This window comes from Pseudomonas sp. SJZ074 (assembly GCF_007828215.1).
Lineage (GTDB): Bacteria > Pseudomonadota > Gammaproteobacteria > Pseudomonadales > Pseudomonadaceae > Aquipseudomonas.
In genome coordinates, this window is sequence record NZ_VIUE01000014.1 from 40,254 (window position 1) to 65,593 (window position 25,340).

Genomic DNA, 25,340 nt, shown 5'->3' on the forward strand with positions numbered 1-25,340 from the left:
ACTAATGAGCCTGTTTTCCGCTGTCGAATTGGCACCCCGCGACCCAATCCTGGGCCTCAACGAAGCATTCAACGCCGACACCCGTACCGATAAGGTCAACCTGGGCGTGGGCGTTTACTGCAATGAAGAGGGGCGCATCCCGCTTCTGCGCGCCGTTGTCGAAGCCGAGACGATTCGCGTGGCTCAGCACGTTTCCCGTGGCTACCTGCCGATCGACGGCATCGCGGCCTATGACCAGGCGGTCCAGACCCTGCTGTTCGGCAAGGACTCGCCACTGATCGCCTCCGGCCGCGTCATCACCACCCAGGCGGTAGGCGGCACCGGCGCACTGAAGATCGGCGCCGACTTCCTCAAGCAGCTGCTGCCTGACGCCGTCGTGGCCATCAGTGACCCGAGCTGGGAAAACCACCGCGCCCTGTTCGAAACCGCCGGTTTCCCGGTGCAGAACTACCGCTATTACGACGCCGCCACCCACGACGTGAACCGTACCGGCCTGCTGGAAGACCTCAACGCCCTGCCCGACCGCTCGATCGTCGTGCTGCACGCCTGCTGCCACAACCCGACCGGCGTGGACCTGAGCCCCGAGGACTGGAAAAACGTACTGGCCGTGGTCAAGGCCAAGCAGCATGTGCCGTTCCTGGACATGGCCTACCAGGGCTTTGGCGACGGCATCGACGAAGACGCCGCGGCCGTGCGCCTGTTCGCCGAATCGGGGCTGACCTTCTTTGCCTCCAGCTCGTTCTCCAAGTCGTTCTCGCTGTACGGCGAGCGCGTTGGCGCCCTGTCGATCGTCAGCGAATCGAAGGAAGAAAGTGCTCGCGTGCTGTCCCAGGTCAAGCGCGTGATCCGCACCAACTACTCCAACCCGCCGACCCACGGCGCCAGCATCGTTGCCGCCGTGCTCAACAGCCCCGAACTGCGGGCCCAGTGGGAAGCCGAACTGGCAGAAATGCGCCTGCGGATCCGCGGCATGCGCAACCAGATGGTAGACATGCTGGCCAAAGCCGCGCCGCACCGGGACTTCAGCTTCGTCGCACGCCAGCGCGGTATGTTCTCCTACTCCGGCCTGAGCGTTGAACAAGTGACGCGCCTGCGCAACGAGTTCGGTATCTATGCCCTGGACACTGGCCGCATCTGCGTGGCCGCGCTGAACCAGAAAAACATTGAGGCGGTGACCAAGGCGATTGTTCAGGTGATCTGATGTCTGGCGCAGACTCTGTGGGAGCGGGCTTGCTCGCGAAAGCGGTGTGTCAATGATGCATATATGATTGACACACCGCTTTCGCGAGCAAGCCCGCTCCCACAAGGGTTCTGTGGCTTGAGCAGTATCTGTGTGAAGCGGTAACAAGTGTTTGAAAAGGCCCCCACGGCCAATCAAACCCACCGCCCACCACCCAAAGCTTGACTTCTCTTTTCCAATCAGTAACATACGCGTCATTCCGCGATAGCTCAGTTGGTAGAGCAAGTGACTGTTAATCACTGGGTCCCTGGTTCGAGTCCAGGTCGTGGAGCCAGACAGCAACATCAAAAGCCCCTGAATCGAAAGATCCAGGGGCTTTTTTGTGGGCGAAAAACCTGCTGGAGGCCGTATAAGGCCCGCCAGAGGTCGCTACCGGAACAATATTCCGGCGCCAAGAAGGCATCATGGTCTGAATCCTGCTTTGTTTTCCGCCAATTCGAGCTGTCATGTGAACGTCATGGCAGTGCCGCAAGCTGGCTCTGTCCGTCAACAACAGCTTCATAACAACAAGGACGAAGGTATGCCCACGCAAAATCCCCACCGCATCGTCGGCCTGTGCACCTCCGGCAAGGTGTACAACGTGCTGACCGAGCTCAAGCACCTGGAAGGTCACCGCACCGCCAAGTTCCTTTCGTTGTTGACGGAGAACCTGGTGCGCAAGGGCGTGCTCAATGAACGGGAAGTGGTGCATATGCTCGATCTGGTGGTCGATTGAGCGGCATCGATTCCCACTATTGAAGCAGTTGATTTTTCCCTTTGCCGGCTGAGTCGTAAGGTAACCCCATCGATAGATGGAGGTTCCCATGCTCAACATTCAAATCATGTCTGTCATCGGCAGCGCCGTCCCCGCCGCACTCCGTGAACGTGGCCTGTTGGCCTGCTGGTATCTGGTCCAGGATGGGGTCACCATCAGCGGCCCACTGACTTCATTGCCCGCCGCCCAGGCCTTGTCGCAGCGCATCGGCACCTACATGTTGAGCGCGTGACAGTCACGGCTAGGGCAATTTCACCCGAGGCGTGCTTTCGACAAACAAGGCCCAGCAGGAAATGAACAAGGCAGCGATGAGCGGCCCGATCACGAAGCCGTTCAGCCCGAACACCGCCAGGCCGCCCAGTGTCGAGACCAGTACCATGTAGTCAGGCATCTTGGTGTCCTTGCCTACCAGGATCGGGCGCAGGAGGTTATCCACCAGGCCGATCACGAACACGCCGAACAGCGTCAGCACAACGCCTTGCCAGATCGCACCGGAGAGCAGGAAATACACCGCCACCGGCGCCCAGACGATGCCCGCCCCCACCGCCGGCAATAGCGACAGGAAGGCCATCAGCACGGCCCAGGGCAACACCGTTGAAATACCCAGGACCCAGAAGATCAGCCCACCCAGCGCCCCCTGGGTGATCGCGACCAGCAGGTTACCCTTGACTGTCGCCCGCACCACCCGATTGAACTTCAACTGCAGGCGCCGTTTCTGGTACTCGGCCAGGGGGATGGCCGCGCGTACCTTGCGCACCAGTTCCGCGCCGTCGCGCAAGAAGAAGAAAAGCAGGTAGAGCATCACAAAGAAGCTGACCAGGAACTGAAACGTCCCCTGGCCGAAGCTGAAGGCCTGGGTGGCAAAGAACTCGCTGCCCTGCATGGCGCTCTTGACGATCTTGTCCCGCAACCCGCTCAGGTTACCCAGGCCGAAGCGGTCCAGCAGATGCTGGAAATATGGCGGCAAGGCGTCCTTGAACCGCGCCAGGTAGTCGGCAATGTCCAGCTCCCCGCTTTCCAGGCTCTTGTACAGCGCCGTGCCTTCCTGGACCAGCAGCGTGCTGATGACGATCACCGGCAGGATCGCGATGAGCACACAGATGCCCAGGGTGAACAGTGAAGTGACATTGCGCGGCCAACCGAACTTCAGTTGCAGGCGATGCTGCATCGGCGCGAAAACGATGCCGAGAATGACCGCCCAGAATACCGCGCCATAGAACGGCAACAGGATCCAGATGAAGGCAATGCTGACCAGGATCAGCAGCAGCATCTGGGATTTATATTGCAGGCTCTTTCGGTTCATTGGCTTTCCATGTCACAGGCTCGATAAGTGTTAGTCCGTCGGGATTCGCCGGAGTGCCGTTGCGTTCACCGTCCTCATTGATCCAGATCAATAACGCCAGGCCGGCCGTGGCGTACCGTCGGCGCTTTTTTGCGATCAGACGCCACCATGCCCCTCGTAGCCCCTGAACTGCTTGCCCCGGCCGGCACCCTGAAGAACATGCGCTATGCCTTCGCCTACGGCGCCGACGCGGTCTACGCCGGCCAGCCGCGCTACAGCCTGCGGGTGCGCAACAATGAATTCGATCATTCCAATCTGGCCTTGGGCATTCGTGAAGCCCAAGCTTTGGGCAAGCGCTTCTACGTAGTGGTGAACATTGCGCCGCACAACGCCAAGCTGCGCACCTTTCTCAAGGACCTCGAGCCGGTGATTGCCATGGCGCCCGATGCGCTGATCATGTCCGACCCGGGGCTGATCATGCTGGTGCGACGGCATTTCCCACAGATGCCGATCCACCTTTCAGTGCAGGCCAACACGGTGAACTGGGCGAGTGTCGAGTTCTGGCAACAACAGGGCCTGAGCCGGATCATTCTTTCCCGGGAACTGTCCCTGGAGGAGATCGCCGAAATCCGCCAGCAAGTGCCGGCCATGGAACTGGAAGTGTTCGTCCACGGGGCGCTTTGCATGGCCTATTCCGGGCGCTGCCTGTTGTCGGGCTACCTGAACCGACGCGACGCCAACCAGGGCAGCTGCACCAACGCCTGTCGCTGGAAATACTCAGCCCAGCCAGCGGTGGAAAACGCCGTGGGCGACATCGTGCACAGCTATCAACCCGAACCCACCCTGGGCCTCGGCGCGCCCACCGACCAGGTATTCCTGCTGCGAGAGGCCAACCGTCCGGACGAATCCATGCCGGCGTTCGAGGACGAGCACGGCACCTATATCATGAATGCCAAGGACTTGCGGGCGGTGCAGCATGTGGAGCGTTTGACCCATATGGGCGTGCATTCCCTGAAGATCGAAGGCCGGACCAAGTCGCACTTCTACTGCGCGCGCACCACCCAGGTGTATCGCCGTGCGATCGATGACGCCATGGCCGGCCGCAAATTCGACCTGGGCCTGATGACAGACCTGGAATCACTGGCCCAGCGCGGCTACACCGAGGGCTTCCTGCGCCGGCATGTGCATGATGAATACCAGAACTACCAGAACGGCAGTTCAGTGTCGGAGCGCCAGCAGTTCGTCGGCGAACTCACCGGCGAGCGGCGCGAACGCCTGGCCGAAGTGCGGGTCAAGAACCGCTTCGAGCTGGGCGACCACATGGAATTGATGACGCCAAAGGGTAATTTCCACTTCGACCTGCATCAACTGCAGAACGTGAAAGGCCAGAGCATCGACGTCGCGCCTGGGGACGGGCACTTGGTGTACGTGCCGATACCGGATGCGGTGGATCTGCGGTTCGGGCTGTTGATGCGGGATGTGCGCAAGCCATAGGACGCTGAACACACCACAAACTACTGTGGGAGCGGGCTTGCTCGCGAATGCGGTGTGTCAGGCAATACAGTCACTTCTGACACACCGCTTTCGCGAGCAAGCCCGCTCCCACAAGGGGACATGTATTGGTTTCTGGATCACGGCAAAAACTGCCGAAGGCTGCGGTCCTCCTCTCCCGATAAGGCCCGGTTGCCCAGGCGGAACATCTGGATCGAGAGCGAAAGACCGCAGCCTTCGGCAGCTCCTGCCGCGCCGCCTGGGTCAGATACGGAACTGTCCGACCAGTTTGCCCAGGCGCTGGCCCAGCTCGTTCAGGCTGCGGGAGGTCTGGGCACCGAGTTGGGTTTCGTCGGCCACGCTGTCCACCGCCACAGCGATCTGATGCACGCTGCGGTTGATTTCCTCGGCCACCGCGGTCTGCTCTTCCGCGGCGCTGGCGATCTGGGCGTTCATCGAGTTGATGGTGCCGATCAACTGCGCCATGGTGTCCAGGGACGCTCCCGCCTCGTTGGCCCGCACCGACGTGCCATCACCCGCCTCACTGGAGCGACGCATCGCCTCCACGGCCGCATGGGTACCCGATTGCAGGCGTTCGATCATGCCCTGGATTTCCTGGGTGCTCTGCTGGGTCCGGCTGGCCAGGGCCCGCACTTCATCGGCCACCACCGCGAAACCACGCCCCGCTTCCCCGGCACGCGCCGCCTCGATGGCTGCGTTGAGGGCCAACAGGTTGGTCTGCTCGGCAATCGAACGGATCACCCCGAGCACGCTGACAATCGAGGCCACGTCCTGTTGCAGGCTGTCCAGGGACACGCCACTGTTGCGGATATCGTTCACCAGCGCATGAATCTGCTGGATGCTGCCGGCCACCACCCGCTTGGCGGACTGACCTTCTTCGTCGGTCTGCTGGGCGGCCACGGCGGCGCCCTGGGCGCTGCGGGCCACTTCCTGGGCGGCGGACGACATCTCGTTGATCGCCGTGGCGACCTGGTCGGTTTCGTGGCGCTGGCGCTCCATGGCCTGCTCGGAACGTTGGGCCTGCTCGGAGACCTGAGTCACCAGCCCGGTCAGTTGCGAAGTCATGTCGGTGATCTGCCGCACCAGGCCGTGGATCTTGTCGACGAAGCGATTGAACGAGCCGGCCAGTTGGCCGAGTTCATCCTGGCTGGTGATTGCCAGACGCCGAGTCAGGTCACCCTCGCCCGCCGCGATGTCGTCGAGGTTGTCTTTCATCAGGTGCAAAGGTCGCAGGATGGTGTTGGCCAGCAGCACGCCCACCACCGCAATCACCAGCAGCACCACGGCGGCGATGCCGATGATGCTCAATATCACGCCTTGCACACGCTCATGGACCTTGGCTTCCACCAACGCCACCTGGGCTTCGATGCCGTCCAGGTTGACCGAACTGCCGACCGCCATGTCCCACTTGGACAGGTATTCGGTGTAACCGAGCTTGGGCACCAGGTCCTTGCTGCCGGGCAGTGGCGAGCTGTATTCGAGGTAGTGGGTCCCGTCCTTGGCGACTTTCACCAGGTCACGGTTGACGTAGACACCGTTCGGGTCGCGGTTGTCCTTGAAACTCTTGCCCACGCCGTCGGGGCTGTTGGCCTTGAACAGGCGCACGGTTTCGGAGTCGTAGCCGAAGAAGTAGCCGTCCTTGCCGTAACTGATGTTCGACAGCAGCTTGATAGCCTCGGCCCGCGCCGCGTTATCGCCGGGAGCGGCCGCATCGTACAGCGGCTTGATGGCGGTCAGGCCCACCGCTACGTAGCTCTGCAGCGTCGCCTTGGCGTCGGCGAGCAGCCGCTCGCGGGTCTGCTTGACCTCATTGCTGGCCTGCTCCTTCAAGATGAAAGCCGTGGTCAGACTGATGATCACCGCGGACAACAGTACCGGCAATATTGCCAGGGACAGGACTTTAGCCTTCAGGCTCAGGCGCATGCTGTTCACTCTTGTTGGTGTTATTGGCGTGGTTAGCTGTATTAACGGCAAGCTTGGGGAAAACTGTAGGGCAATCTCAAAAGCAATCGCGAGCAGGCTCGCTCCCACAGGGAAATGCATTCCAATGTGGGAGCGAGCCTGCTCGCGATGGAGGCGACTCGGTCTTCGAACTACAACACCATCGCCGCCACCCAACCAAATGCCAGCAGCGGCAAGTTGTAATGGATGAAGGTGGGAACCACGGTGTCCCAGATATGGTGGTGCTGGCCGTCGACGTTCAGGCCGGAGGTCGGGCCGAGGGTCGAGTCCGAGGCAGGCGAGCCCGCATCGCCCAGGGCGCCGGCGGTGCCGACGATGCAGACGATCGCCAACGGGCTGAAGCCCAGTTGCAGGCACAGCGGCACGAAAATCGTCGCCAGGATCGGTACGGTGGAGAACGACGAGCCGATGCCCATGGTCACCAGCAGGCCCACCAGCAACATCATCAGCACGCCAATGCCCTTGCTGTGGCCGATCCAGGCCGCCGAGGTTTCCACCAGGCTCTGCACTTCACCGGTGGCCTTCATCACCTCGGCGAACCCCGAGGCGGCGATCATAATGAAGCCGATCATCGCCATCATCTTCATGCCTTCGGTGAACAGGTCGTCGGTCTCGCGCCAGCGCACCACCCCCGACAGCGAGAAAATCAGGAATCCGGCCAGGGCCCCGATGATCATCGAATCCACCAGCAACTGGATCGCGAACGCTGCCACCACGGCGAGCCCCGCCACCATCAGGCTCATCGGGTTGTAACGCACCGCCACCTGCTCGACCCGGGCGATCTTCTTCAGGTCGTAGACACGCTTCCTGCGGTAGCTGAACACCGACAGCAGCAAGCCGAAGACCATGCCCAACGCTGGAATGCCCATGGCATGGGTGACGTTGATGCCACTGACGTCCACGCCGCTGCGGGCGATATTGGCGAGCAGGATTTCATTAAGGAAGATATTGCCGAACCCCACGGGCAGGAACATGTAGGGGGTGATCAGGCCGAAGGTCATGACGCAGGCGATCAGCCGGCGATCCAGTTGCAGCTTGGTCAGCACGTAGAGCAACGGCGGCACCAACAGCGGAATGAAGGCGATGTGGATCGGCAGGACGTTCTGCGAGGCGACGGCCACCGTCCCCAGCAAGCCGATCAGCACCCATTTGACGCCAGAGCCACCGGCGGCGTCCTGGCGATCCACCAGGGCCAGCGCCTTGTCGGCCAGGGCATGGGCCATGCCGGACTTGGCAATCGCTACCGCGAAAGCGCCGAGCAGAGCATAGGACAATGCCACCGTCGCACCGCCACCAAGACCCGAGTTGAACGCCTTGAGCGTCGCCTCGATGCCCAGGCCACCCGTCAGGCCACCCACCAACGCGCCGATAATCAGCGCGATCACCACATGCACGCGGGACAGGCTGAGCACCAGCATGACGCCAACCGCGGCAATTACTGCATTTATCATCGTTACCTCAAGGCACAGCGGTGGAAAGCCACCGGAAAAAAGGCGGGGACTTTGCAGCAAGCGGCGCCAAGCTGCAAGGGCCGTGCGGCGGGTTTCGAGGTGTTCTCAGAATTCATCCTGTGGGAGCGGGCTTGCTCGCGAAGGCGGTGTGTCAGTCATTAATACATAACGGACACACCGCCTTCGCGAGCAAGCCCGCTCCCACAAGGGACATGGGGTGTGAGCGAAAATCTTGTCAACGCCGCGGCAGTTCGATCAGGACTTTCAGGCCGCCCCACTCGCTGTCGTGCAGGGTCAGCGTCCCGCCCCAGGTATCGACGATGTCCCGCACGATACCGAGCCCCAGGCCGTGGCCGTCGGTCTGCTCGTCCAGGCGCGTGCCCCGGCTGAAGACCTGCTCGCGCCGCTCCTCGGGAATGCCCGGGCCGTCGTCTTCCACCGCCAGGATGAATGTCCCGGTCGTCTCGGTCACGGTCAGGCGCACTTCGGCATCCGCCCACTTGCAGGCGTTATCCAGCAGGTTGCCCAGCAGTTCCAGCAGGTCTTCGCGGTCCCAGGGCAGGTGCTGCCCTGGCGCGGCTACGTAACTCAGGTGCAGATGCTCGCCATGGATCATGTTCAGCGTCGCCAACAGCCCTGGCAGTTCCGCATCGCAGTCCAGCTGCGCACCGGGCAAGGCATCGCCGGCCAATCGGGCGCGGTTGAGCTCACGATTCAGGCGTTGGCGCACCTGCTCCAATTGTTCGAGCAGCAAGCTGCGCAATTCGGGGTACGGGTCGAGCTTTTCGTTCGAGGCCAGGCTCTGCAACACCGCCAGCGGGGTTTTCAGGGCATGGCCCAGGTTGCCCAGGGCATTGCGCGAGCGCTTGAGACTGTCTTCGGTGTGGGCCAGCAAATGATTGATCTGCGCCACCAGCGGTTCCAGCTCAAGGGGCACCTGTTCGTCGAGTTGCGAGCGTTGTCCACGCTGCAACTGGGCGATCTGTTCCCGCGCTCTCTCCAGCGGACGCAGGGCGCGGCGCACCGTGAACCGTTGCAACAACAGGATCAGCAACAGCCCCGCCAGGCCGAGGCCAAGGCCGATCTGCTGCATGCGCAGGAAACTGTCGCGCACAGGCGTGTAGTCCTGGGCCACGCTGATGGAAATCGCCTGGCCCAGGCGCCGGTAGTCCGTGCGCAATACCAGCAGTTTCTGGCCTTCAGGCCCCAGTTGCAGGTTGGCGTGCAGGCCCGGATGGTCGAGCCGGGGCAGTTCCTGGTCCCAGAGGGAACGGGAACGCCAGTGCACATCGGCGAAATCGATGCGGAAATAATGTCCGGAGAACGGTCGCAGATAGGCTGGCGACAAACGCCGCTCATCCAGTTGCAACCCCTGGGGACCACGCACCAGGGCCACCAGCAGGCTTTCGCTGTCGTTGCGCAGCCCGGCTTCCAGATAGCGCTGCAGTCCCAGCTCGAACAGCCACAGACTGGTCTGCGCCAAGACCAGGCCGACCACCACCATTACACCGATCAGGCCCAGGCTCAGCCGTCGCTGGATGGACCTCACTGCGTTGATCTCACTGCGCCTGCCCGCCGAACAGGTAACCCTGGCCGCGACGGGTTTCGATCACGCTGCGTCCCAGCTTGCGTCGCAGGTGATTGACGTGGACTTCCAGCACATTGGAGTCACGCTCGGTTTCGCCGTCATACAGATGTTCGGCGAGATGGCTCTTGGAGAGGATCTGCTCGGGGTGAAGCATGAAATAGCGCAGCAAGCGAAATTCAGCGGCGGTCAGTTGAATGTCCGCGCCGTCGCGGACCACGCATTGGCGCCCCTCATCCAGATGCAGCCCGGCGGCCTGGAGCGTCGGCTGGTTGGCCTGGCCATGGGAGCGGCGCAGCAATGCCTGGACCCGCAGGTGCAGTTCCTCGGGATGAAAAGGCTTGGTCAGGTAATCGTCGGCACCGGCCTTGAGGCCTTCGATGCGTTCGGCCCAGGAACCGCGGGCGGTGAGGATCAGCACCGGAGTACTCATCCCGCCGGCACGCCATTGGGCCAGTACCTCAAGCCCCGGCACACCCGGCAGGCCAAGGTCGAGGATGATCAGGTCATAGGGTTCGCTGCTGCCCTGATACACCGCGTCGCGACCGTCGGCGAGCCAGTCGACGGCATAGCCCTGCCGTGTCAGCCCGGCCATCACCTCGTCGGCCAGGGGAACGTGATCTTCCACCAGAAGCAGGCGCATCAATCTTCCTTATCTTTGAGTAAGCGGCCGGATGCGGCCTCCAGGTCCAATTCGCGCACAACGCCGTCGGTATCCAGCAGCTCGACCTCATAAATATAGACACCGTGTTTCTCTTCCAGCTCAGCCTCCAGCAACTTGGCGCCGGGGTGCAGGTCCAGAGCCTGTTGCAGCAGTTGTTCCAGCGGCAGTATCACCCCCCGCTGGCGCAGTTGCAGCGCCTCGTCCTGGTCCAGGTCCCGCGCCATGACCACCGAACAAAACGCCAGCAGCGCCAGCGGCCATCGACTGCGGGCGCAGAGATTAAGCTTCATTAAGTATCCTGATGATTCTTGAGCACCTTGCCGGTAACAGCGTCCAATTCCATATCCCATTCAATGCCCTGGGTGTCGCGCAACTCCACTTGATAGATGAACTTGCCGTACTTTTTTTCCAGCTCGGTATCGGTCAAGGTGGCGCCAGGGTGTCTGGCCAAGGCAGCGGCATTGAGTTTTTCAAAGGATTGAATGGTACCAGCGTCTCGCAGTTTTCGGGATTCCGCGGGGCCGAGGTCCCGTGCGTAGGCAAGGCTGGCGCCCAAAGCCATGAGCGTTGCGATGAAAAAGGCAGTCAGGCGGTTCAAGGGTTATCTCCTTTTTATAATCGTCACGGGGCGACTGTAGCCGGGTGAACTTAACTGAAACTGAATTGCCATCATGGAACACAGATCAACGGGTGGGAGCGGGCTTGCTCGCGAAAGCGGCGTGTCAGTTATGAATACGCTGACTGACACACCGCTTTCGCGAGCAAGCCCGCTCCCACAGGATTTGTGTCGCTATAATCCGTTGCCTGCCCAAGCCAAGAGACCGGTATGACCGCCATTCACATCAAGTTTCCCGCCCTCACCCTCAAGGCCGGCCCCCGGGCCCTGGCGCGGATTCGCGAAGCCGGTCTCAAGGCGGCCGACGTCGGCATCTTGCCGGGTGCCGCCGGCGGTCCCAAAGCCCTGGGCATTCAGGGGCTGGACCTGGCGCTGTTTGGCGAATGGCTGCCCGCCGCCCCCCGTGAACGTTCGTTGATTGGGGCTTCAGTGGGCTCCTGGCGCTTCGCCAGCGCCTGCTTGCCGGATGCCGCCGAAGGCATCCGACGCCTGGGCAGCTTGTACAACGGGCAAAGTTTCGCCAAGGGTGTGACCATGGCCGGGGTCAGCCAGAGTTCGCAACGCATGCTCGACGACCTGCTCGAAGGCCGCGACGCGACGATCCTCGCCAACCCCCATTACCGACTCAACATCATGGTGGTCAAAAGCCACGGCTTGCTCGCGCAGGATCACCGCGGGCGGCTGGGCCTGGGCCTGTCGTCGGTGATCGCCGACAACCTGCGAGGCCGGGCGCGGCTGTCGCGGCATTTCGAACGGCTGATTATCCACGACCCGCGCCTGGCACCGCCGCTGCATCCCTTGAACGATTTTCCCTCACGTTTCGTGCCGCTTGCGGCCGGCAATCTGCGCCAGGCGCTGCTGGCCTCGGGCTCGATCCCGATGGTAATGGAGGGCGTGCGCGACCTGCCGGGCGCCGGTGCCGGCACCTACCGCGACGGCGGCTTGCTGGACTATCACCTCGACCTGCCCTACAGCGGCGAAGACATCGTGCTGTATCCCCATTTCACCGACCGGGTCATTCCCGGCTGGTTCGACAAAAGCCTGCCGTGGCGACGGGGCAATATCGAACGCCTGCAAGATGTCCTGTTGCTGGCGCCATCCCGTGAGTACCTGGCTCGCCTGCCCTACGGCAAGCTGCCGGACCGGAACGACTTCAAGCGTTTCATGGGCGATGACACGAGCCGCCGTACCTACTGGCAGACGGCGATGGACGAGAGTCGGCGTCTGGGCGACGAGTTCCTCGAGTTGGCGGCCAATGGTGGACTGGGCGAGCGTTTGCTGACCCTTTAGTCAGCATGAGCGCGCAACGCCGGAGCCAAACTGATAAACTCCGCCGCCTGCCTCGCGACCGCTACCATAAAGAGCCTGAACCTGTGGAAATCTTCAAAGAATTCACCTTCGAATCCGCCCACCGCCTTCCCCACGTCCCGGACGGCCACAAGTGCGGCCGCCTGCATGGCCATTCGTTCAAGGTGGCGATTCACCTGAGCGGCGACATCGATCCGCACACCGGCTGGATTCGTGACTTCTCGGACATCAAGGCGATCTTCAAGCCGCTCTACGAGCGCCTGGACCACAACTACCTCAACGACATCCCTGGCCTGGAAAACCCCACCAGCGAAGTCCTCGCCAAGTGGATCTGGAACGAGCTCAAGCCGTTGCTGCCGGAACTCAGCGCCATTCGCATCCATGAGACGTGCACCAGCGGCTGCATCTATCGCGGCGAGTAACCCGCGGGCCCAATCTTGAACAGAGCTTTTGTGGCGAGGGGATAAATCCCCTCGCCACAAATAGCCCCCTCTCCACAGATAAATCCCCTCGCCACAGGTGTGTTTTCCCCAGGAAAGCTGCACTGGCCTATGCTCTATCCCCTGACCCCTCTTCAGTGGAGCATCGACCATGACCAATTGGCCGCTGGATCAGGTATACACCTTCAACGGACACGCCATTCGCTACGCTATCCATGGTGACGGGCCGCCGCTGGTATTCGTCCATGGCACGCCCTTTTCGTCCTATGTGTGGCATCGCATCGCTCCGCTCTTCAGCGCCACCCACCGGGTGCATTACTTTGACCTGTTGGGTTATGGCCAATCCGGGCAACCCGATGCCGATGTCTCCCTCGGCGTACAGAACCACCTGTTCGCACAATTGCTGGAACACTGGGGCCTGGACTGCCCCGATGTGGTGGCCCACGACTTTGGCGGCGCCACCGCCCTGCGCACGCACCTGCTCAACGGCAAGAACTACCGCAGCCTGACGCTGATCGACCCGGTGGCGCTGTCGCCTTGGGGCTCCCCCTTCGTCCAGCATGTGCGCCGCCATGAAACGGCCTTCAGCGGCCTGCCCGATTATATTCAGCGCGCCATTGTGCCGACGTATATCCGCGGCGCGATCAAGCGGGACATCCCGGACGCAGAACTGGCGCCCTACGTGCAGCCGTGGCTCGGCGAGACCGGCCAGGCCGCGTTCTATCGGCAGATTGCGCAAATGGACGAGCGCTACACCCGCGAGGCAGAGGGCCTGTATCCGAACGTGCGCTGTCCGACGCAGATACTGTGGGGGGAGGATGACCAATGGATTCCCATCGAGCGCGGCCAGGCGCTGCACAAACTGATCCCGGACGCGCAATTCCACCCAGTGCCGAACGCCGGGCATCTGGTCCAGGAAGATGCGCCGGAAGCCATTGTGGCGGCAGTCTTGCGTTTCTTGTCGTTGCCCCAGCCGACCTGACGCGTACTGTTCCTGTGGGAGCGGGCTTGCTCGCGAAGGCGGTCTGTCGGTTACATATACATCACTGATACACCGCCTTCGCGAGCAAGCCCGCTCCCACAAAGAATATGCAGGGGTAATGAGAACCGCGTTCCAACTTGAACCATCACTGCTGTTCAGGGTTGAGATAAATCCTACCGCAAAAGCGAGATAAATCCGGTCCATTCCGGGCCAAGCTGGCACAAATCGGGACAGCCCATGCAATACCGTCACCACCGGTGCAACAGAAAACGCCCCGCTCAGTCATCGACCGGCGGGGCGAACATATCGGCTTGGCGGCGGGCGATTTCATCCTTTCGCACCGTCTTAACGATCTTATAGATCCACTGGAGCGACACCCCCCACTTACGGGCTAGGTCGCTTTGATTCGTGCCGTTGAATTCCTCGTAGATCTGCCGATCTCGCTGACTCAGCTTGCCCGCCAGCCCCATTGGGAAATAGACATTCTGCCCACCCCAATGCGCCGCCATACGATCGGTGACCGCATTTGCCACATGGCGGGCCGCCTCATCATCCATCGACACCAACTCACGCAGCGCGCCCGCCACGTGCTCAGTCAGATCCACCAGCAGTTCCGGCCCCTTGCTTCGGAAGTCACTCATACGGCCTTCACCGCAGCACCAAGGGCCAGATTCATTGATCCTGTTCCTTCGCCGACGTAAACCAAGCCACATCGACACCCCGAACCGTCACCGTGTTACACGTCATCGGCCCCTCAGGCGAATAGCGAACCCCCTGCAACTGAGCCCCAAACCACCGCATGAACAACTCAACGCCGTCCAACTCGATAAAGATCTTATTATCCAAAAACACCAAAAGCCTGATCGCGATCCCGGCATCACGAATCTCACGAGTCAACGCATTGAACGCCGACAACTGCGCCAGAAACGCCTCAGTCAAAATACTCAAGGGCGGAACCGGCGACGCAGCCTCCATCAAGCTCAGAGCACCCATCTCAAACCCCCTTAACGACATCGGCAGTCACCTTCGGCACACCCAACTGAGCAGCCAGATTCATCGCCGCAATCATCAGATTGCCAATCGCCAAGGGATAAAGCAGCGAAACAGTCCCATCCCGCCCGCCATGGCGAGTCGGCTGAGACAATCGCACCGCAATCGCCTCAATAGCGCCCTGATCGATGACGTCCCCAAGCACCTTGCCCACCCGATCAAAGCGAAACGTCAAAAACTCCTCCAGACGTGAATGCTCAACCGGCGTCAACGTGACCCGCTCACAACGCTGTACCACCTCACGCACATCCGCATTACGCTCGCTCAGCTTCACCCCCAGCTCCGGCTGACCGATCATGATGACACTCACCAACTTGGTAAACCCAACCTCCAGCTCCAGAATCCGCTTGAGATGCTTCAACGTCGGCACCGGCAAACTGTGGGCCTCCTCAATCACCAGACAATGGCAATACCCCGCGGCATGCGACTCCTTCAACGCCTTATGCAACTGAGCGAAGCGTGCTTCAGGACTGCTCTTAAGCCTAGCCAATGGCGCCACAGCCGCCATCATCGCCTCGGCAATGTGCGTACTCTTCAGCGACTTGCCCTTAACGTCGTTATCCTCGGACGCCAGCACATACGGTTCAATGATCATCACCGGGTCATTATTCTCGGCAATACGATTCACCAGATCGCGGCGAAGCGTACTTTTCCCGGCCCCCGATTCCCCCTCAACGGCCAGAAACCCACCGTGCCGCGCCGTCTGATACATCGCCTCACGCACATAGCGAATATCCGGGCTGACCCACATATCCTGGGCACACTGCAACTCATCAAACGGATCACGAAATAAACCAAACGCCTTCCGAGTCGCTGGCTGTAGCGTTTGTTTAGGCAGTAACATCAGTTCGTCCTCCCCGGACGGCTCTTTCACTAGGGCCGGACCTGCCGTGTTGGCGCACGGCGGGTCCACTTCATCAAAAGCATCAGCAATAGCGGCGTCATTAGCACCAGACTCCGTCAAGAACCCGCGAATGCGCCCGCGCAAGACATCCCCATCCAGACTGCGCGGCCAAAGACCGTGATTCAGCAACTGCGCAACCGTTGCGCTGCTCAAACTCAGCGACTGAGCCAACGCCGCCTGGGGCCGTCCCATCTCCTGCAAAATCCTTTTCAGCTTTAACATCACTCACCTCCAATCGTATGGCGCATGACCTCGACAGGCCGTTTCAACTCAGCCTCAACCGATTCAATTTGCTCTTGGGGAACCCCGTCTGGAAAACTCCGCTGCAACCAGCCAAACGTCTCAGGCGACCAAAGATTGCCCAGTCGCGGACGCAGCAACTTCGCCGCCTCGACATGACTCAGCGGGGCAACCTCAACAGAGGGACCATTAACATTCAGGCTCGTACCGCGGCGCGGCAGATAAGCCGGCAGCACCGTCTCATTTACATGCTTATGCGGATCAATCAGCCCACCGAACGGCACGGCCTTCGCCTTACGGGCCGCCTGCGCGTCGGCCTGATTACTCGTGCCGGTCGCGATCTGCTCCAACACCTTGCGCGACACCTGGGCGGGCGTTTCAGCGTGGCGCTTATACGCATCACCGATAATCGCCGCGGTCTCACTAAACCCAAACGCATTCACTCCAACGCGCTCAATCACGTGATATCGCTCACGCCCGTCGTCGCCCATCCGCACCGCAATCGCCGAATCCTTGTCCCGCCAACAATTGCGCGTGATCAGCAACTGCTCACCCACCATCACATCCGGCACCGAACTCACATCAAACTGCGAGCCCCGGAACGAAACCCGCAGCAAATTACTCACCTTGCGGTTTTCCGGCGTACTCACCGCCAACTCACGACACACCGCAACGCTGGGCGCCAGCCGCAACTGCTCCTGCTTAATCAACTGCCAAACGCCATACCGGGTACGCCGCGTCCGGGTATGAATCGACGTCGCATTGAAATACCGCATCCACTGTTCGGCCCAGGCATTGATCTGCTCCAGACTGCTGGCCGCCTGAAACTTCAGCGCACTTTCAAACTCACGCTCGACAATGTTGTGCGCCTGCTCAACCTGACCCTTGGCCCGCGCATTCCCGACCCGATTAACAACCAGATCAATCGACAGCACACGGCAAAGATTGCGAAAAATGCCACTGGTCATCGCCGCCCCAGGGTCCGTCATCAGCACCCAAGGCACCCCATGAAAAGGGTCCGACTCACTGCGCTTCTGCATGGCATTAATCAGCACCGCGCACAGATTCTCCGCAGACTCGGCGCCCAGCACATACTCCACATACAGCGTGCCGCTCGCATGATCGGTAATTACATACCGCCACAGTCGCTGGCGCTCAATCTTCTTCAGATTCGCCGGCTTGCCGTCATAAAACTCGGCCTTGGTCATCACCCGAGCCCCGTCATCGGCCAGATAAAACTGCGTCGAAATCGAGGCATCAATCTGCCAAACATGATTGGGATGCCGACTCGCCAACGACACCGCTGGGGCATCTTGCAACAGCTGCTCGGGGTGCAACTTATAAGCGCGCAATGCCCTGCTGATCGCACTGCGGCTCAAAGGGCGAAACTCGCCCGTTTCCTCATCCACCCGACCTGCCACCACCAGGTTATTACTGCGCAACCGCTCGACGGCCCGCTCAAGCGTCGACAACTGCTTGTTGTTAGCCCGGATCGACTCCAACAACACCGCCGAAATCAACCGCGCTTCCTCAAGCGGCAAAGCACTGCAACCCGCATCACTACGCCGCTTACGCGGCTTAGCCAAGCGCACCGACTTCAACTGGCGTTGCAGCGTAGAAGCAGACACCCCCAGCGCCCGCGCCCCAGCCTGGTAAATCGTCGTTCGCTCACCATGCACCGCCGCATCCGCGCGCCGTGCTATCTCCATCAACTGCTCAATGTGTACTGGGTTCATATCAAGCCTCCGCAGGCGTCATCCAAACCACGGCATCCGCCTGGTCAGGCAAGTTGAACTCACTGCGAACCGCACCCAGCGTAATCTCCAACTGCCGAATCAACCCGGCCTTGAAAGCACGGTGATCCTCGCCACCGACCGCCAACGCCTTAAGCTTCGCAAACCCCTCGCGCAGCGGCCCCAGTACATTGGCCTCCGTCTCATAAGCGATCGCCGCCACTTCCCCGCGCAAAGCCTTCGCCGCCTCATCGGCAGGCATCACCTGAATCCGCTTGCGTGATACTTCTAACTCCCGCCGAGCCTTATCCAACTCAACGGTCTTCTTCGCCATCACCTCACTTTGCGCGGTGTAATCGGCCCTCGACTCATCAAGGCGACGGCCTAACGCCTCCTTCTCCTGGGTGTGCTGAGCAATCAACTCCTCAGCCAAGTCGACAAACGCCTCCTTATCACCGGCTTTAGCCACCTCAATCAGCGCCGCCTGTTGGTCCTGCGGCAAACGCCGATACTGGCGCAGCTCGCGATACCCAATCCCCATACGCGACATCGAATCCAGCGCCTCCTCACCGAAGGCCCGCAGGTTGGCGATGTCCCGATCCACCTGATCAACTGAACGCCCCAGCAACCCACAAAATTCATCCCACGTACCGCTCAACACCGCCGCACCGTGCGGACTCTTACGCCCGGCCAACCCTCGATAGAGCTTGTTTTCCTTCACAAACGCCAACTTCGATGTCCGCACCGTGCGGGAAAACGCCTCAAACACACCGGCCATCTGCGCTTGCCCCAACAACTGATTCACCGCATCACGCTCTTCACCATGCGAAGCATGAAGCGCAGCCATCGCATTCTGATCAGCCGTCAACCTCACCCCATCCAAAACAGGCAACGCCAGTGGCTCCATGGGTATGCTCTTGCTCCGTGCCATAACCCCCTCCTTAAACGATCGACCCAGCGGCAATCCGCTGATTGATTTCCTGCATACGTCCCGTCAAACGCGCCATGTGCTCGGCATGTGCCTGCGCGATCTGCAACACCCCCACCGAATGAGCAAAGCGGCCGTTGTCCAATTTCACCGCCAAGCCTTCATCAATCAGCGTTTGCATGGCCCGCGTGATATTGCTGGGGCTGTCTTGCGTCAGCTGTGCCAACTCCGCATTACTCAGCCCCGTGACCGTGTGCCCCTTTAATGCCTTCAGCGCCCGTAAAACCCGAGCAGCAGCCGAGACCGAGCCCTTCATAACCTCGCCTCCGGTTCAAACATTTCAGGTAAATTGGCGCCCTCAATACCTGTGGCATTGAGTGGTGATAGGCTCAGGCAAAAACTGGAAACAACTAAAAAGGTGTGGATTCGTGGGTTTTCTGTAGGAAATATCTTTTTTTGCTCTGCGCCCCCACGCGGCGCAGGTTTTAAAGCGGTAGATTCCAAATAGCCGATATGATTTTTCATCACGAGCCTCACGCCACAAAACAGTTGAGCTCAAGGGCCGTCGCAGGATCCGTACAAATCTCTCCGGCCTTAAGACCTAGCTTGACCGCAATCGCGTGGGCCTGACCCCTTACACATTTTTTGCGTCCACCCAACACCTCGAACACCAGGTTGGGTGAAAAACGATTGGCGATTGCCCATTGGGTAATCGAAACACCTTTGGCCTTGAGCTCAGCTCGGGCCTGCTCTGCAGTACGTAGCTCCATAGGTTCACTCCGGGGGGCTGCTGGCGCCGCTGGGGTGCCGATTAAGTTGCCGTTCGTGGTCGAACGGTGTGAATTGATAATGGAACCAATCGGTTCCCTTTTAAAGAGATTTTGGCAACCGAATGGTTTCTTTTTGTGAGCGACTGCGCGCAGAGCGGACGCGACTTGGCCTCAACCAGACCGACTTCGCGGCACTGGCCGGTGTGACAAAAAAAACGCAGGTGCTCTACGAAGCAGGCGAACGTGTGCCCGACGCCAACTACTTGGCCGCCATCACCGCAGCCGGTGCCGACCTGGGTTTCATCATCGGGCAGAAAATCGCCGACACGCCGACCGCCCCCGCATGGGCACCTATCGACAGCGAGAAGCTCGTCCGAATCATCGAAATGCTAGAAGCGGCCGCCAAACAAGCCGGTCGGCGCTGGCCGGCAAAGAAACTGGCCGAAGTGGCCACAGAGGTCTACAACGCGCTGGGTGATGATCAAGGATTTGATCAACCACGCGTTGAGCGAATATTGAAGTTGGTAGTAAATCGCTGAAATAGCAAAGGAGCTGTATGCGAAGCGAGGACGAAGCCCTGGTAAAAAATCTGTCAGCCAGGCTTTCTGAGGAAATTGAAAACCTCCCCAGGGATGGAAAAGATCACGAACTCACCATCAAAATCAAAGGCAACCGAGGGCACATCAACCTCGGCCACCAGACCTTTGACATAAAGACTGCCAAAGAGCCCCCGCCAGCGGGCAGTGACCGCGCCCGAGAATGCCCGCAATGTCACCGCTGCACCTGGCGCTACACGCAACTGTGCATGCACTGTGACTACAACCTGCATCACCACGACGAAGTCACGGCGCAGGAAAAAGAACGGGCACGCCAAGAGCGAAACAACCTACAAATGCTAAAAGTCTTTGGCGGCTGCGTGGGCATCGCTGTGCTGAGTTTTCTTGTCAGGGACTTTCTGCCTGAGACGTTAAAACCTTGGGCGTTAGGCACCACAGGTGTTTTCGGTTTCTTTGCATTCGCCATCATGGCATCACACAAATAAGACCGGCAGACCGCGCTGTATCTGCCAGCTTTAACGGTCAGGGACGACCAAAGACACGTTAAAAGGAGGTTTTAATGACCGAGAAAAAATACACCACACCTTGGAAGGATCGGCCCCGCGCCGAAAAAATCGCATTGTTCGTCGGCTGGTTCATCATCGCAAGCCTTATGGCATACGCATTCCTGCCGAACAAACCCGAACCAAGCGCCCCCTTACCAAGCGTCGCATCTGAAACACAATCGCCCACAGCACGATATAACGGCCCCAGTGCACAGGCACTGAGCAGTGCAACCCAATATCTGTTGCAACTGGACAGTGCGATGGCCGAGGGTACGCAGGTACTCAAGGCCGGCCAACTCCGTGAGCTGAACGCTCACAGCAAACTATTCAAATCACTGCTTGAAAGTGGCTACACGCAATTCGGTCGCTCCGTGTTTCAACCGCTGGGCAAATGCACCTCGGCGGCTATCTTTGCTAATAGCTGGTGGCAGGCCCAAGTAACTGCCATTCGCCAAGGAGGTATTGAGCCAATTCCCGGCGCGATCCAAAGCCACTTGGATGAGTACAAATTCAACCGAGCTGACTGCCTGCAAAGTGCGAATCCCTAGGTCGAAAGCGCTGCGCCAACAAGGATCTGAGTTTCGGTAGGAAATTGCCTTGCCCGGCTGATAACCGTCAGCGCGTCCGTACGGATTGGGCCTTAATTTCTTTCGAAAACTCATCACAAGCGTTGCCAAGTTCATATGAATTTAAGGAGTTTGCCTTCGACTCTATCTCGGCGAACACGCGAGCGTAGGACTCCGAAGCCCGCAGTTTTTTGAGGAAATCTGCATCCGAATCTGGTAGGAAATGGGCGGCCACCGCAGAGTACCGCTCCCGCATACCAGGATTCACCGAAGAGCACTTGGCTTTCATAAAATCAAATGGTGCAACAAAGGACGCCGATGCTTCGTCGATGCACCCGTCACCTGTACACGGTGAAGTTGCACTGGCTAATGTGGCCCAAAGCATCGGTAAGCAGGCCAAAGTTTTCAAAGTGTTTGGCATCGGTTTATCTTGATTAGGTTGAAGAGGTGCGATTATGCCTCAATCGGTGGCCGTTCGACCTACCAAGTTTCGTGGTTGCCTTGGTCAACACAATAGCTGTAACTTCGCTCTTTAGTTAGCGAGGAAATCTAATTGAACGACTCTGAACATCTGGAACAACTGTGTGCCCGTTTCAACTCTGGAGAACAGCTGAGCTTTACGTTTTTCTGGGGGCACCAGCGTAGTAAAACTGTCGTCACAGCTTCGTGCTTCAGCCAATGGTTCGAGGCCGGGTTCACTGTCAAGGGACAACATTACCCGACAGCCGAACACTTCATGATGGCCGAGAAAGCGGCCTTGTTCGACGATCAAGAAATTCGTGCGCAGGTGCTCCACGCACCTACTCCTAATGCCGCCAAAGCACTTGGCCGCAACGTGCACGGATTCGATGATAAGGTTTGGCTGCAACACCGATACGACATCGTCGTTCGAGCGAACCAGGCCAAGTTCTCTCAGAATCCGCAGTTGAACCAATATCTTCTACAAACCGGTTCTCGGGTTATTGTCGAAGCCAGCCCGGTTGATAACATCTGGGGTATAGGGCTCGCACAGGACAACGCGGATGCGAACAACCCGAATTTGTGGAAAGGCTTGAATCTGCTGGGGTTTGCGCTGATGCAGGTACGGGACGGGATAAGCATGCCAGTCCCAAGGTAGGGTCCTGACCTGATTCACGGAAAACGCAAAAGCCTTGGCGAACGCCAGGGCTTATGGGGCTTGAAGTTGGGCATCAAACGCCCCGTCAGCCACATCAGCCCAACATTACGCTGAGCTTCTCGCTCCAGCTCTTTTTCAAAGGGCTAGGGAAGTAGCATTGCAGCCTTCCCCAAGAACTCAAATATTAGACTACTACGATGGGACTCGCTCGCAGTTTGACCATCTGAATAACGCACGTCTGCTCGTGCGCCTTCGGAGCTACCATAAATAACCAGCTCTGACGAAGCGACTCGATTAGTCTGGTCTTCAACACTAGCAACAAACCGAATGGGAGTTGTACCAACGGCTGGAAAAAAACGAGTCCTAAGTAAGGTCTTGTGAAAAAAAACGTTTGAAACTGGAGCGTCCGATTCGCGTTCGGCTACTTGTTCAACTAGCGCCTGCTGTGTTTGACCGCGACTATGCGTTTCGTTGAACCATTCTCGGAAAAGCGCAGACTGTGGCAAGCTGCTATGCAGCTTATCTATGCCTAAGACGAAATCGGCATAGATGGCACACACGAACTGCGCTGCGAACGCACGCCGCTGCTGGTACTCAATTTCTCGCAGTGCCTCTTTACGCAGCATGGCTGAGGCTAATTCATCATCGCCCAACGTAGGCGCTCCTGCTGTTGGCAACATTAGATGTCGAAGATTCGACGCAAACTGTGCAAGTGTCGGTCTTTTCTCGGGGCGGATGTTGCAGGCTTGAGCAATCAAGACCATCGCGTGGTGAATCTTGGGCACTGTCGGAAACTGGCGAGCAAGGTCGAATCCTCTTGGAACCATACGGGTCCTGGAAAAACCACATGACGCTGCCCATTCACCATCGCCCAGAATACCTTTCCGAGGCTGAATACGTCGCCTTTCTCATCAACAGTTGCCACCCGCCCAATAGAGTACTCAGGAGGCCGGTAGGCCCATGCACCGATAGCGCGATGGGTTGGAGTTAGGCGCTCATCTTCAGCAAGGTAAGCACAGCCGAAGTCGCTGAGTGCAAGCTCGATCTTATCATCACGTCGCCGATACAGCAGATTCTCTGGCTTGATATCGCGATGGTGAACTGGTTGTGGTCTGACTGCCAACTGGGCAAGTGTTTCGACAATTGGAAGCAGCGCGTTTGCGGCTTTTTCGGGCTGGCCTGCGAAGTTTTCAATAACGGCTGCGAGGTTGCCTTCAAGCAGCTCCATGACGATTTCGATTTCTCCCGCTCGTTTCCGCACCTCTACGATAGGGACAATCGCAAGTTCGGGTTCCCCGAACATTTCAGCTAGGATCTGCGCCTCACGGGCGAAACGAGCCACCGGCTCCTGCGAAGCGTTGGGTCTCAATCGCTTGATTGCGTGAACCCCGTCCGTCCAAACATGAGCGTTCCCACCGTCGCCCTTGTGCTTCCATGTAGGGGGGATTCCATCGTGCTTAGGATTCCACGGTGGTCCCTCGGCATCAACTTCCTTGATTTTCATAAGTCATTTCCACGGAAAGGAAAGGAAACAAGCGATGTGTACGTTACGAATTTATTAGCCGTATATCTATAACTAGATTCTGGCCATTTTAGCCGTTGATGAAGCCGCTATGAGCCGACCTCTGCCGAATGCAGCTCCAACAAACACAAATCGACGACAACAGCCCGGGCGTCCGCATTGCCCGGCCAACCCTCTCCCTAAACCCAATTAAAAGCCCCTCCAGCCCAAGCCCCCCACCATAGCGGCCTGAGCACATCCAGCGCCCCCAAACCCCAGGGGCGCCACGACTGGAGGCATCCCCCATGCGACCCGAACACCCCCGCGGCATCCGCAACTACAACCCCGGCAACATCCGCCACGCCCATCGCATCCGCTGGCAAGGCATGGCCACCGCCCAGACCGACAACCAATACGTCCAATACATCAACCCACGCTGGGGCATCCGCGCCATCGCCCGCGTCCTCATCACCTACCAAGACAAACGCCGCGCCGCCGACGGCAGCCCCATCGACACCGTCCGCGAAATCATCGAACGCTGGGCGCCGCCCTCAGAAAACAACACCGACGCCTACATCATCAGCGTCGCGCGCGCCCTGGGCCTCGACCCCGATGTGGCCAGCGTCGACGTCTACGACTTCGACATCATGCGCGCCCTGGTCACCGTCATCATCCGCCACGAAAACGGCCCAGGCCCCTTGCCGGGCGGCCGCTGGTACGGCGACACCATCATTGCCGACGGCCTATCACTGGCCGGCATCGAACGCGGCATTGTCCACGGCCAATTCAAGGGGGCGCCCGCATGAGGCTCATCAGCGATTGGCGCCACGGCTACAAGCTCTACAGCCTCCAGATCGGATTGGTCATTGTCCTGGCAGGGTTCGCCCAACTGGAACTATTGCCCCTCTGGCAGCCCCAGCTAACCTCCAAGGCCTACGCCACCCTCAACAGCGCACTGGCCATCCTCCTGTTCGTCGCACGCCTGATCAAACAAGGGCCAGACCGACCACCACAGCACTAAGCCTGCGGAGCGTTGAATGAACCTTAATGAACTCAACTTCGGCTTCCAGACCGTGCAGTGGCTGGTCCTCACCATACTGGCCCTCTACACCTGGATCACCAACCGCCACACCGCCAGCACTCGAGAACTGCTTGAACTGCGCACCCGCATCGTCGCCCTCGAGGAACACGTCCGGCACCTGCCAGACCCATCAGCGGTCACCGACCTACTGGGCGACATGAAAGCCATCCGCGCCGAACTCACCGGCGTCAAAGACGCCCTCAGCCCCTTGGCCCGGTCGCTCGACCGCATCAACGACTACCTGCTGCGAGAAAAAACATGACCCCCTATGCCGACTACCTGCGCCACGACATGCGCCTGGTCATCTTGCGGCTGCTGGTTGAAATGCCCGGCTACCGCGCCAACAGCTCCGTCCTCAACACCGCCCTCGACAACTTCGGCCACACCGCCAGCCGCGATCAGGTCAAAACCGAACTGCACTGGCTCGCCGAACAGGGCGCGGTAACCCTCGCCGACATCGGCCCGGTGCTGGTCGCCACCCTCACCGAACGCGGCCAAGACATCGCCGCCGGCCGCGCCCGCGTGCCCGGCATCAAACGCCCGGGGGCCTGA

General features: G+C 59.6%; 32 protein-coding genes, 1 tRNA gene and 2 pseudogenes. 16 read left to right on the top strand and 19 right to left on the bottom strand.

Annotated elements, in window-relative coordinates; translation table 11 throughout:
* Positions 1 to 4 precede the first annotated feature (4 nt).
* The 4 genes from FBX99_RS15870 (at position 5) to FBX99_RS15885 (ending at position 2,226) form a co-directional block, all read left to right on the top strand.
* Positions 5 to 1,201 carry an amino acid aminotransferase gene (locus FBX99_RS15870; RefSeq protein WP_144930173.1) on the top strand — a complete coding sequence of 399 codons (1,197 nt, stop codon included), beginning with the start codon at positions 5 to 7 and terminating at the stop codon, positions 1,199 to 1,201.
* Between the two features lie 237 nt (positions 1,202 to 1,438).
* Positions 1,439 to 1,514 (top strand) — tRNA-Asn (locus FBX99_RS15875).
* Positions 1,515 to 1,760: 246 nt separating this feature from the next.
* Entirely contained in the window at positions 1,761 to 1,955 is a 195-nt protein-coding gene (locus tag FBX99_RS15880; protein ID WP_024776483.1) for a hypothetical protein, read from the top strand.
* Positions 1,956 to 2,043: 88 nt separating this feature from the next.
* A complete protein-coding gene (locus tag FBX99_RS15885; RefSeq protein WP_024776482.1) occupies positions 2,044 to 2,226 on the top strand; it encodes a hypothetical protein in 183 nt (60 codons plus the stop codon).
* A 9-nt stretch (positions 2,227 to 2,235) separates the two neighbouring features.
* Here FBX99_RS15885 and FBX99_RS15890 read toward each other — a convergent pair whose 3' ends face one another.
* A complete protein-coding gene (locus tag FBX99_RS15890) occupies positions 2,236 to 3,297 on the bottom strand; it encodes an AI-2E family transporter (protein WP_144930172.1) in 1,062 nt (353 codons plus the stop codon).
* 147 nt (positions 3,298 to 3,444) lie between these two features.
* On the opposite strand from FBX99_RS15890, the gene yegQ reads away from it, so the two are divergent.
* Entirely contained in the window at positions 3,445 to 4,770 is a 1,326-nt protein-coding gene (gene yegQ, locus FBX99_RS15895) for a tRNA 5-hydroxyuridine modification protein YegQ (RefSeq protein WP_144930171.1), read from the top strand.
* A 261-nt stretch (positions 4,771 to 5,031) separates the two neighbouring features.
* Here yegQ and FBX99_RS29590 read toward each other — a convergent pair whose 3' ends face one another.
* The 7 genes and pseudogenes from FBX99_RS29590 to FBX99_RS15925 form a co-directional block, all read right to left on the bottom strand.
* Positions 5,032 to 5,853 (bottom strand): methyl-accepting chemotaxis protein, encoded by an 822-nt coding sequence (locus tag FBX99_RS29590; protein ID WP_371923860.1) that lies wholly within the window; start codon positions 5,851 to 5,853, stop codon positions 5,032 to 5,034.
* 84 nt (positions 5,854 to 5,937) lie between these two features.
* Positions 5,938 to 6,831: pseudogene (locus FBX99_RS29595) on the bottom strand (cache domain-containing protein); the annotation flags it as partial.
* A 50-nt stretch (positions 6,832 to 6,881) separates the two neighbouring features.
* A complete protein-coding gene (locus FBX99_RS15905) occupies positions 6,882 to 8,198 on the bottom strand; it encodes a Na+/H+ antiporter family protein (protein WP_178111954.1) in 1,317 nt (438 codons plus the stop codon).
* 238 nt (positions 8,199 to 8,436) lie between these two features.
* On the bottom strand, positions 8,437 to 9,750 hold the full coding sequence (locus FBX99_RS15910) for a sensor histidine kinase (RefSeq protein WP_144930168.1): 1,314 nt from the start codon (positions 9,748 to 9,750) through the stop codon (positions 8,437 to 8,439).
* A gap of 10 nt (positions 9,751 to 9,760) precedes the next feature.
* Complete coding sequence (locus tag FBX99_RS15915) at positions 9,761 to 10,429, bottom strand: response regulator transcription factor (protein ID WP_144930167.1); 669 nt, start codon at positions 10,427 to 10,429, stop codon at positions 9,761 to 9,763.
* The gene (locus FBX99_RS15920) at positions 10,429 to 10,740 is read right to left on the bottom strand and encodes a PepSY domain-containing protein (RefSeq protein ID WP_144930166.1); all 312 of its coding nucleotides are present in this window, start codon (positions 10,738 to 10,740) and stop codon (positions 10,429 to 10,431) included. Before FBX99_RS15920 ends, FBX99_RS15915 begins: the two co-directional genes overlap by 1 nt.
* Positions 10,740 to 11,048, bottom strand: coding sequence for a PepSY domain-containing protein (locus FBX99_RS15925; protein ID WP_145131973.1), 309 nt, complete (start codon positions 11,046 to 11,048; stop codon positions 10,740 to 10,742). The genes FBX99_RS15920 and FBX99_RS15925 overlap by 1 nt, the downstream gene beginning before the upstream one ends.
* A gap of 228 nt (positions 11,049 to 11,276) precedes the next feature.
* Here FBX99_RS15925 and FBX99_RS15930 point away from each other — a divergent pair, with 228 nt between their 5' ends.
* From FBX99_RS15930 to FBX99_RS15940, 3 genes are all read left to right on the top strand, one after another.
* Complete coding sequence (locus tag FBX99_RS15930) at positions 11,277 to 12,356, top strand: patatin-like phospholipase family protein (protein WP_144930164.1); 1,080 nt, start codon at positions 11,277 to 11,279, stop codon at positions 12,354 to 12,356.
* Positions 12,357 to 12,439: 83 nt separating this feature from the next.
* Positions 12,440 to 12,796, top strand: a complete 357-nt coding sequence (gene queD / locus FBX99_RS15935; RefSeq protein ID WP_144930163.1) for a 6-carboxytetrahydropterin synthase QueD — start codon at positions 12,440 to 12,442, stop codon at positions 12,794 to 12,796.
* A 169-nt stretch (positions 12,797 to 12,965) separates the two neighbouring features.
* Positions 12,966 to 13,796 (top strand): alpha/beta fold hydrolase, encoded by an 831-nt coding sequence (locus tag FBX99_RS15940; RefSeq protein WP_145131975.1) that lies wholly within the window; start codon positions 12,966 to 12,968, stop codon positions 13,794 to 13,796.
* A 278-nt stretch (positions 13,797 to 14,074) separates the two neighbouring features.
* On the opposite strand, the gene FBX99_RS15945 is transcribed toward FBX99_RS15940, so the two are convergent.
* From FBX99_RS15945 to FBX99_RS15980, 8 genes are read right to left on the bottom strand one after another with little or no spacing between them, the layout of a single operon-like run.
* Positions 14,075 to 14,437: a Mor transcription activator family protein gene (locus FBX99_RS15945; RefSeq protein ID WP_145131978.1), complete on the bottom strand. Its 363-nt coding sequence runs from the start codon at positions 14,435 to 14,437 to the stop codon at positions 14,075 to 14,077.
* Between the two features lie 31 nt (positions 14,438 to 14,468).
* Positions 14,469 to 14,789 (bottom strand): hypothetical protein, encoded by a 321-nt coding sequence (locus FBX99_RS15950; RefSeq protein WP_256664067.1) that lies wholly within the window; start codon positions 14,787 to 14,789, stop codon positions 14,469 to 14,471.
* A gap of 1 nt (position 14,790) precedes the next feature.
* Positions 14,791 to 15,972 carry an ExeA family protein gene (locus FBX99_RS15955; protein WP_145131980.1) on the bottom strand — a complete coding sequence of 394 codons (1,182 nt, stop codon included), beginning with the start codon at positions 15,970 to 15,972 and terminating at the stop codon, positions 14,791 to 14,793.
* Positions 15,972 to 17,726 carry a DDE-type integrase/transposase/recombinase gene (locus tag FBX99_RS15960; RefSeq protein WP_145131982.1) on the bottom strand — a complete coding sequence of 585 codons (1,755 nt, stop codon included), beginning with the start codon at positions 17,724 to 17,726 and terminating at the stop codon, positions 15,972 to 15,974. Before FBX99_RS15960 ends, FBX99_RS15955 begins: the two co-directional genes overlap by 1 nt.
* A gap of 1 nt (position 17,727) precedes the next feature.
* Complete coding sequence (locus tag FBX99_RS15965) at positions 17,728 to 18,654, bottom strand: hypothetical protein (RefSeq protein WP_145131984.1); 927 nt, start codon at positions 18,652 to 18,654, stop codon at positions 17,728 to 17,730.
* Positions 18,655 to 18,664: 10 nt separating this feature from the next.
* Positions 18,665 to 18,967, bottom strand: a complete 303-nt coding sequence (locus FBX99_RS15970; protein WP_145131986.1) for a helix-turn-helix domain-containing protein — start codon at positions 18,965 to 18,967, stop codon at positions 18,665 to 18,667.
* Positions 18,964 to 19,176: a hypothetical protein gene (locus FBX99_RS15975; protein ID WP_145131988.1), complete on the bottom strand. Its 213-nt coding sequence runs from the start codon at positions 19,174 to 19,176 to the stop codon at positions 18,964 to 18,966. Before FBX99_RS15975 ends, FBX99_RS15970 begins: the two co-directional genes overlap by 4 nt.
* A gap of 8 nt (positions 19,177 to 19,184) precedes the next feature.
* Positions 19,185 to 19,421 (bottom strand): DNA-binding protein, encoded by a 237-nt coding sequence (locus FBX99_RS15980; RefSeq protein WP_145131990.1) that lies wholly within the window; start codon positions 19,419 to 19,421, stop codon positions 19,185 to 19,187.
* A 122-nt stretch (positions 19,422 to 19,543) separates the two neighbouring features.
* Here FBX99_RS15980 and FBX99_RS15985 point away from each other — a divergent pair, with 122 nt between their 5' ends.
* The 4 genes from FBX99_RS15985 (at position 19,544) to FBX99_RS16000 (ending at position 22,206) form a co-directional block, all read left to right on the top strand.
* Positions 19,544 to 19,960 (top strand): helix-turn-helix domain-containing protein, encoded by a 417-nt coding sequence (locus FBX99_RS15985; protein WP_145131992.1) that lies wholly within the window; start codon positions 19,544 to 19,546, stop codon positions 19,958 to 19,960.
* A gap of 17 nt (positions 19,961 to 19,977) precedes the next feature.
* Positions 19,978 to 20,463 (top strand): hypothetical protein, encoded by a 486-nt coding sequence (locus tag FBX99_RS15990; protein ID WP_145131994.1) that lies wholly within the window; start codon positions 19,978 to 19,980, stop codon positions 20,461 to 20,463.
* A gap of 74 nt (positions 20,464 to 20,537) precedes the next feature.
* A complete protein-coding gene (locus tag FBX99_RS15995; protein WP_145131996.1) occupies positions 20,538 to 21,071 on the top strand; it encodes a hypothetical protein in 534 nt (177 codons plus the stop codon).
* 571 nt (positions 21,072 to 21,642) lie between these two features.
* Entirely contained in the window at positions 21,643 to 22,206 is a 564-nt protein-coding gene (locus FBX99_RS16000; protein ID WP_145131999.1) for an NADAR family protein, read from the top strand.
* A gap of 59 nt (positions 22,207 to 22,265) precedes the next feature.
* Here the strand turns inward: FBX99_RS16000 and FBX99_RS29185 are convergent.
* The 3 genes and pseudogenes from FBX99_RS29185 to FBX99_RS16010 all read right to left on the bottom strand — a co-directional run.
* A pseudogene (locus tag FBX99_RS29185) lies at positions 22,266 to 22,340 on the bottom strand (hypothetical protein); the annotation flags it as partial.
* 9 nt (positions 22,341 to 22,349) lie between these two features.
* Positions 22,350 to 22,859, bottom strand: a complete 510-nt coding sequence (locus FBX99_RS16005) for a hypothetical protein (RefSeq protein ID WP_145132001.1) — start codon at positions 22,857 to 22,859, stop codon at positions 22,350 to 22,352.
* A 101-nt stretch (positions 22,860 to 22,960) separates the two neighbouring features.
* A complete protein-coding gene (locus FBX99_RS16010) occupies positions 22,961 to 23,710 on the bottom strand; it encodes a protein kinase (RefSeq protein WP_145132004.1) in 750 nt (249 codons plus the stop codon).
* A gap of 302 nt (positions 23,711 to 24,012) precedes the next feature.
* Between FBX99_RS16010 and FBX99_RS16015 the strand changes: the two genes are divergently transcribed.
* Genes FBX99_RS16015 through FBX99_RS16030 form a run of 4 tightly spaced genes read left to right on the top strand, consistent with a single transcriptional unit; the run spans position 24,013 to position 25,340 of the window.
* Positions 24,013 to 24,513: a structural protein gene (locus FBX99_RS16015; RefSeq protein ID WP_145132006.1), complete on the top strand. Its 501-nt coding sequence runs from the start codon at positions 24,013 to 24,015 to the stop codon at positions 24,511 to 24,513.
* On the top strand, positions 24,510 to 24,728 hold the full coding sequence (locus FBX99_RS16020; protein WP_145132008.1) for a hypothetical protein: 219 nt from the start codon (positions 24,510 to 24,512) through the stop codon (positions 24,726 to 24,728). The genes FBX99_RS16015 and FBX99_RS16020 overlap by 4 nt, the downstream gene beginning before the upstream one ends.
* 16 nt (positions 24,729 to 24,744) lie before the next feature.
* Complete coding sequence (locus tag FBX99_RS16025) at positions 24,745 to 25,050, top strand: DUF2730 domain-containing protein (protein ID WP_145132011.1); 306 nt, start codon at positions 24,745 to 24,747, stop codon at positions 25,048 to 25,050.
* On the top strand, positions 25,047 to 25,340 hold the full coding sequence (locus tag FBX99_RS16030) for an ArsR family transcriptional regulator (protein ID WP_145132013.1): 294 nt from the start codon (positions 25,047 to 25,049) through the stop codon (positions 25,338 to 25,340). Before FBX99_RS16025 ends, FBX99_RS16030 begins: the two co-directional genes overlap by 4 nt.

Bases quoted from the DNA above. Each gene is read 5' to 3' on its own strand.
- FBX99_RS15870 (WP_144930173.1), top strand. From the start codon at position 5: ATGAGCCTGTTTTCCGCTGTCGAATTGGCACCCCGCGACCCAATCCTG.
- FBX99_RS15880 (WP_024776483.1), top strand. From the start codon at position 1,761: ATGCCCACGCAAAATCCCCACCGCATCGTCGGCCTGTGCACCTCCGGC.
- FBX99_RS15885 (WP_024776482.1), top strand. From the start codon at position 2,044: ATGCTCAACATTCAAATCATGTCTGTCATCGGCAGCGCCGTCCCCGCC.
- FBX99_RS15890 (WP_144930172.1), bottom strand. From the start codon at position 3,297: ATGAACCGAAAGAGCCTGCAATATAAATCCCAGATGCTGCTGCTGATC.
- yegQ (WP_144930171.1), top strand. From the start codon at position 3,445: ATGCCCCTCGTAGCCCCTGAACTGCTTGCCCCGGCCGGCACCCTGAAG.
- FBX99_RS29590 (WP_371923860.1), bottom strand. From the start codon at position 5,853: ATGACTTCGCAACTGACCGGGCTGGTGACTCAGGTCTCCGAGCAGGCC.
- FBX99_RS15915 (WP_144930167.1), bottom strand. From the start codon at position 10,429: ATGCGCCTGCTTCTGGTGGAAGATCACGTTCCCCTGGCCGACGAGGTG.
- FBX99_RS15920 (WP_144930166.1), bottom strand. From the start codon at position 10,740: ATGAAGCTTAATCTCTGCGCCCGCAGTCGATGGCCGCTGGCGCTGCTG.
- FBX99_RS15930 (WP_144930164.1), top strand. From the start codon at position 11,277: ATGACCGCCATTCACATCAAGTTTCCCGCCCTCACCCTCAAGGCCGGC.
- FBX99_RS15940 (WP_145131975.1), top strand. From the start codon at position 12,966: ATGACCAATTGGCCGCTGGATCAGGTATACACCTTCAACGGACACGCC.
- FBX99_RS15945 (WP_145131978.1), bottom strand. From the start codon at position 14,437: ATGAGTGACTTCCGAAGCAAGGGGCCGGAACTGCTGGTGGATCTGACT.
- FBX99_RS15950 (WP_256664067.1), bottom strand. From the start codon at position 14,789: ATGGGTGCTCTGAGCTTGATGGAGGCTGCGTCGCCGGTTCCGCCCTTG.
- FBX99_RS15955 (WP_145131980.1), bottom strand. From the start codon at position 15,972: ATGTTAAAGCTGAAAAGGATTTTGCAGGAGATGGGACGGCCCCAGGCG.
- FBX99_RS15960 (WP_145131982.1), bottom strand. From the start codon at position 17,726: ATGAACCCAGTACACATTGAGCAGTTGATGGAGATAGCACGGCGCGCG.
- FBX99_RS15965 (WP_145131984.1), bottom strand. From the start codon at position 18,654: ATGGCACGGAGCAAGAGCATACCCATGGAGCCACTGGCGTTGCCTGTT.
- FBX99_RS15970 (WP_145131986.1), bottom strand. From the start codon at position 18,967: ATGAAGGGCTCGGTCTCGGCTGCTGCTCGGGTTTTACGGGCGCTGAAG.
- FBX99_RS15975 (WP_145131988.1), bottom strand. From the start codon at position 19,176: ATGAAAAATCATATCGGCTATTTGGAATCTACCGCTTTAAAACCTGCG.
- FBX99_RS15980 (WP_145131990.1), bottom strand. From the start codon at position 19,421: ATGGAGCTACGTACTGCAGAGCAGGCCCGAGCTGAGCTCAAGGCCAAA.
- FBX99_RS15985 (WP_145131992.1), top strand. From the start codon at position 19,544: ATGGTTTCTTTTTGTGAGCGACTGCGCGCAGAGCGGACGCGACTTGGC.
- FBX99_RS15990 (WP_145131994.1), top strand. From the start codon at position 19,978: ATGCGAAGCGAGGACGAAGCCCTGGTAAAAAATCTGTCAGCCAGGCTT.
- FBX99_RS15995 (WP_145131996.1), top strand. From the start codon at position 20,538: ATGACCGAGAAAAAATACACCACACCTTGGAAGGATCGGCCCCGCGCC.
- FBX99_RS16010 (WP_145132004.1), bottom strand. From the start codon at position 23,710: ATGAAAATCAAGGAAGTTGATGCCGAGGGACCACCGTGGAATCCTAAG.
- FBX99_RS16015 (WP_145132006.1), top strand. From the start codon at position 24,013: ATGCGACCCGAACACCCCCGCGGCATCCGCAACTACAACCCCGGCAAC.
- FBX99_RS16020 (WP_145132008.1), top strand. From the start codon at position 24,510: ATGAGGCTCATCAGCGATTGGCGCCACGGCTACAAGCTCTACAGCCTC.
- FBX99_RS16025 (WP_145132011.1), top strand. From the start codon at position 24,745: ATGAACCTTAATGAACTCAACTTCGGCTTCCAGACCGTGCAGTGGCTG.
- FBX99_RS16030 (WP_145132013.1), top strand. From the start codon at position 25,047: ATGACCCCCTATGCCGACTACCTGCGCCACGACATGCGCCTGGTCATC.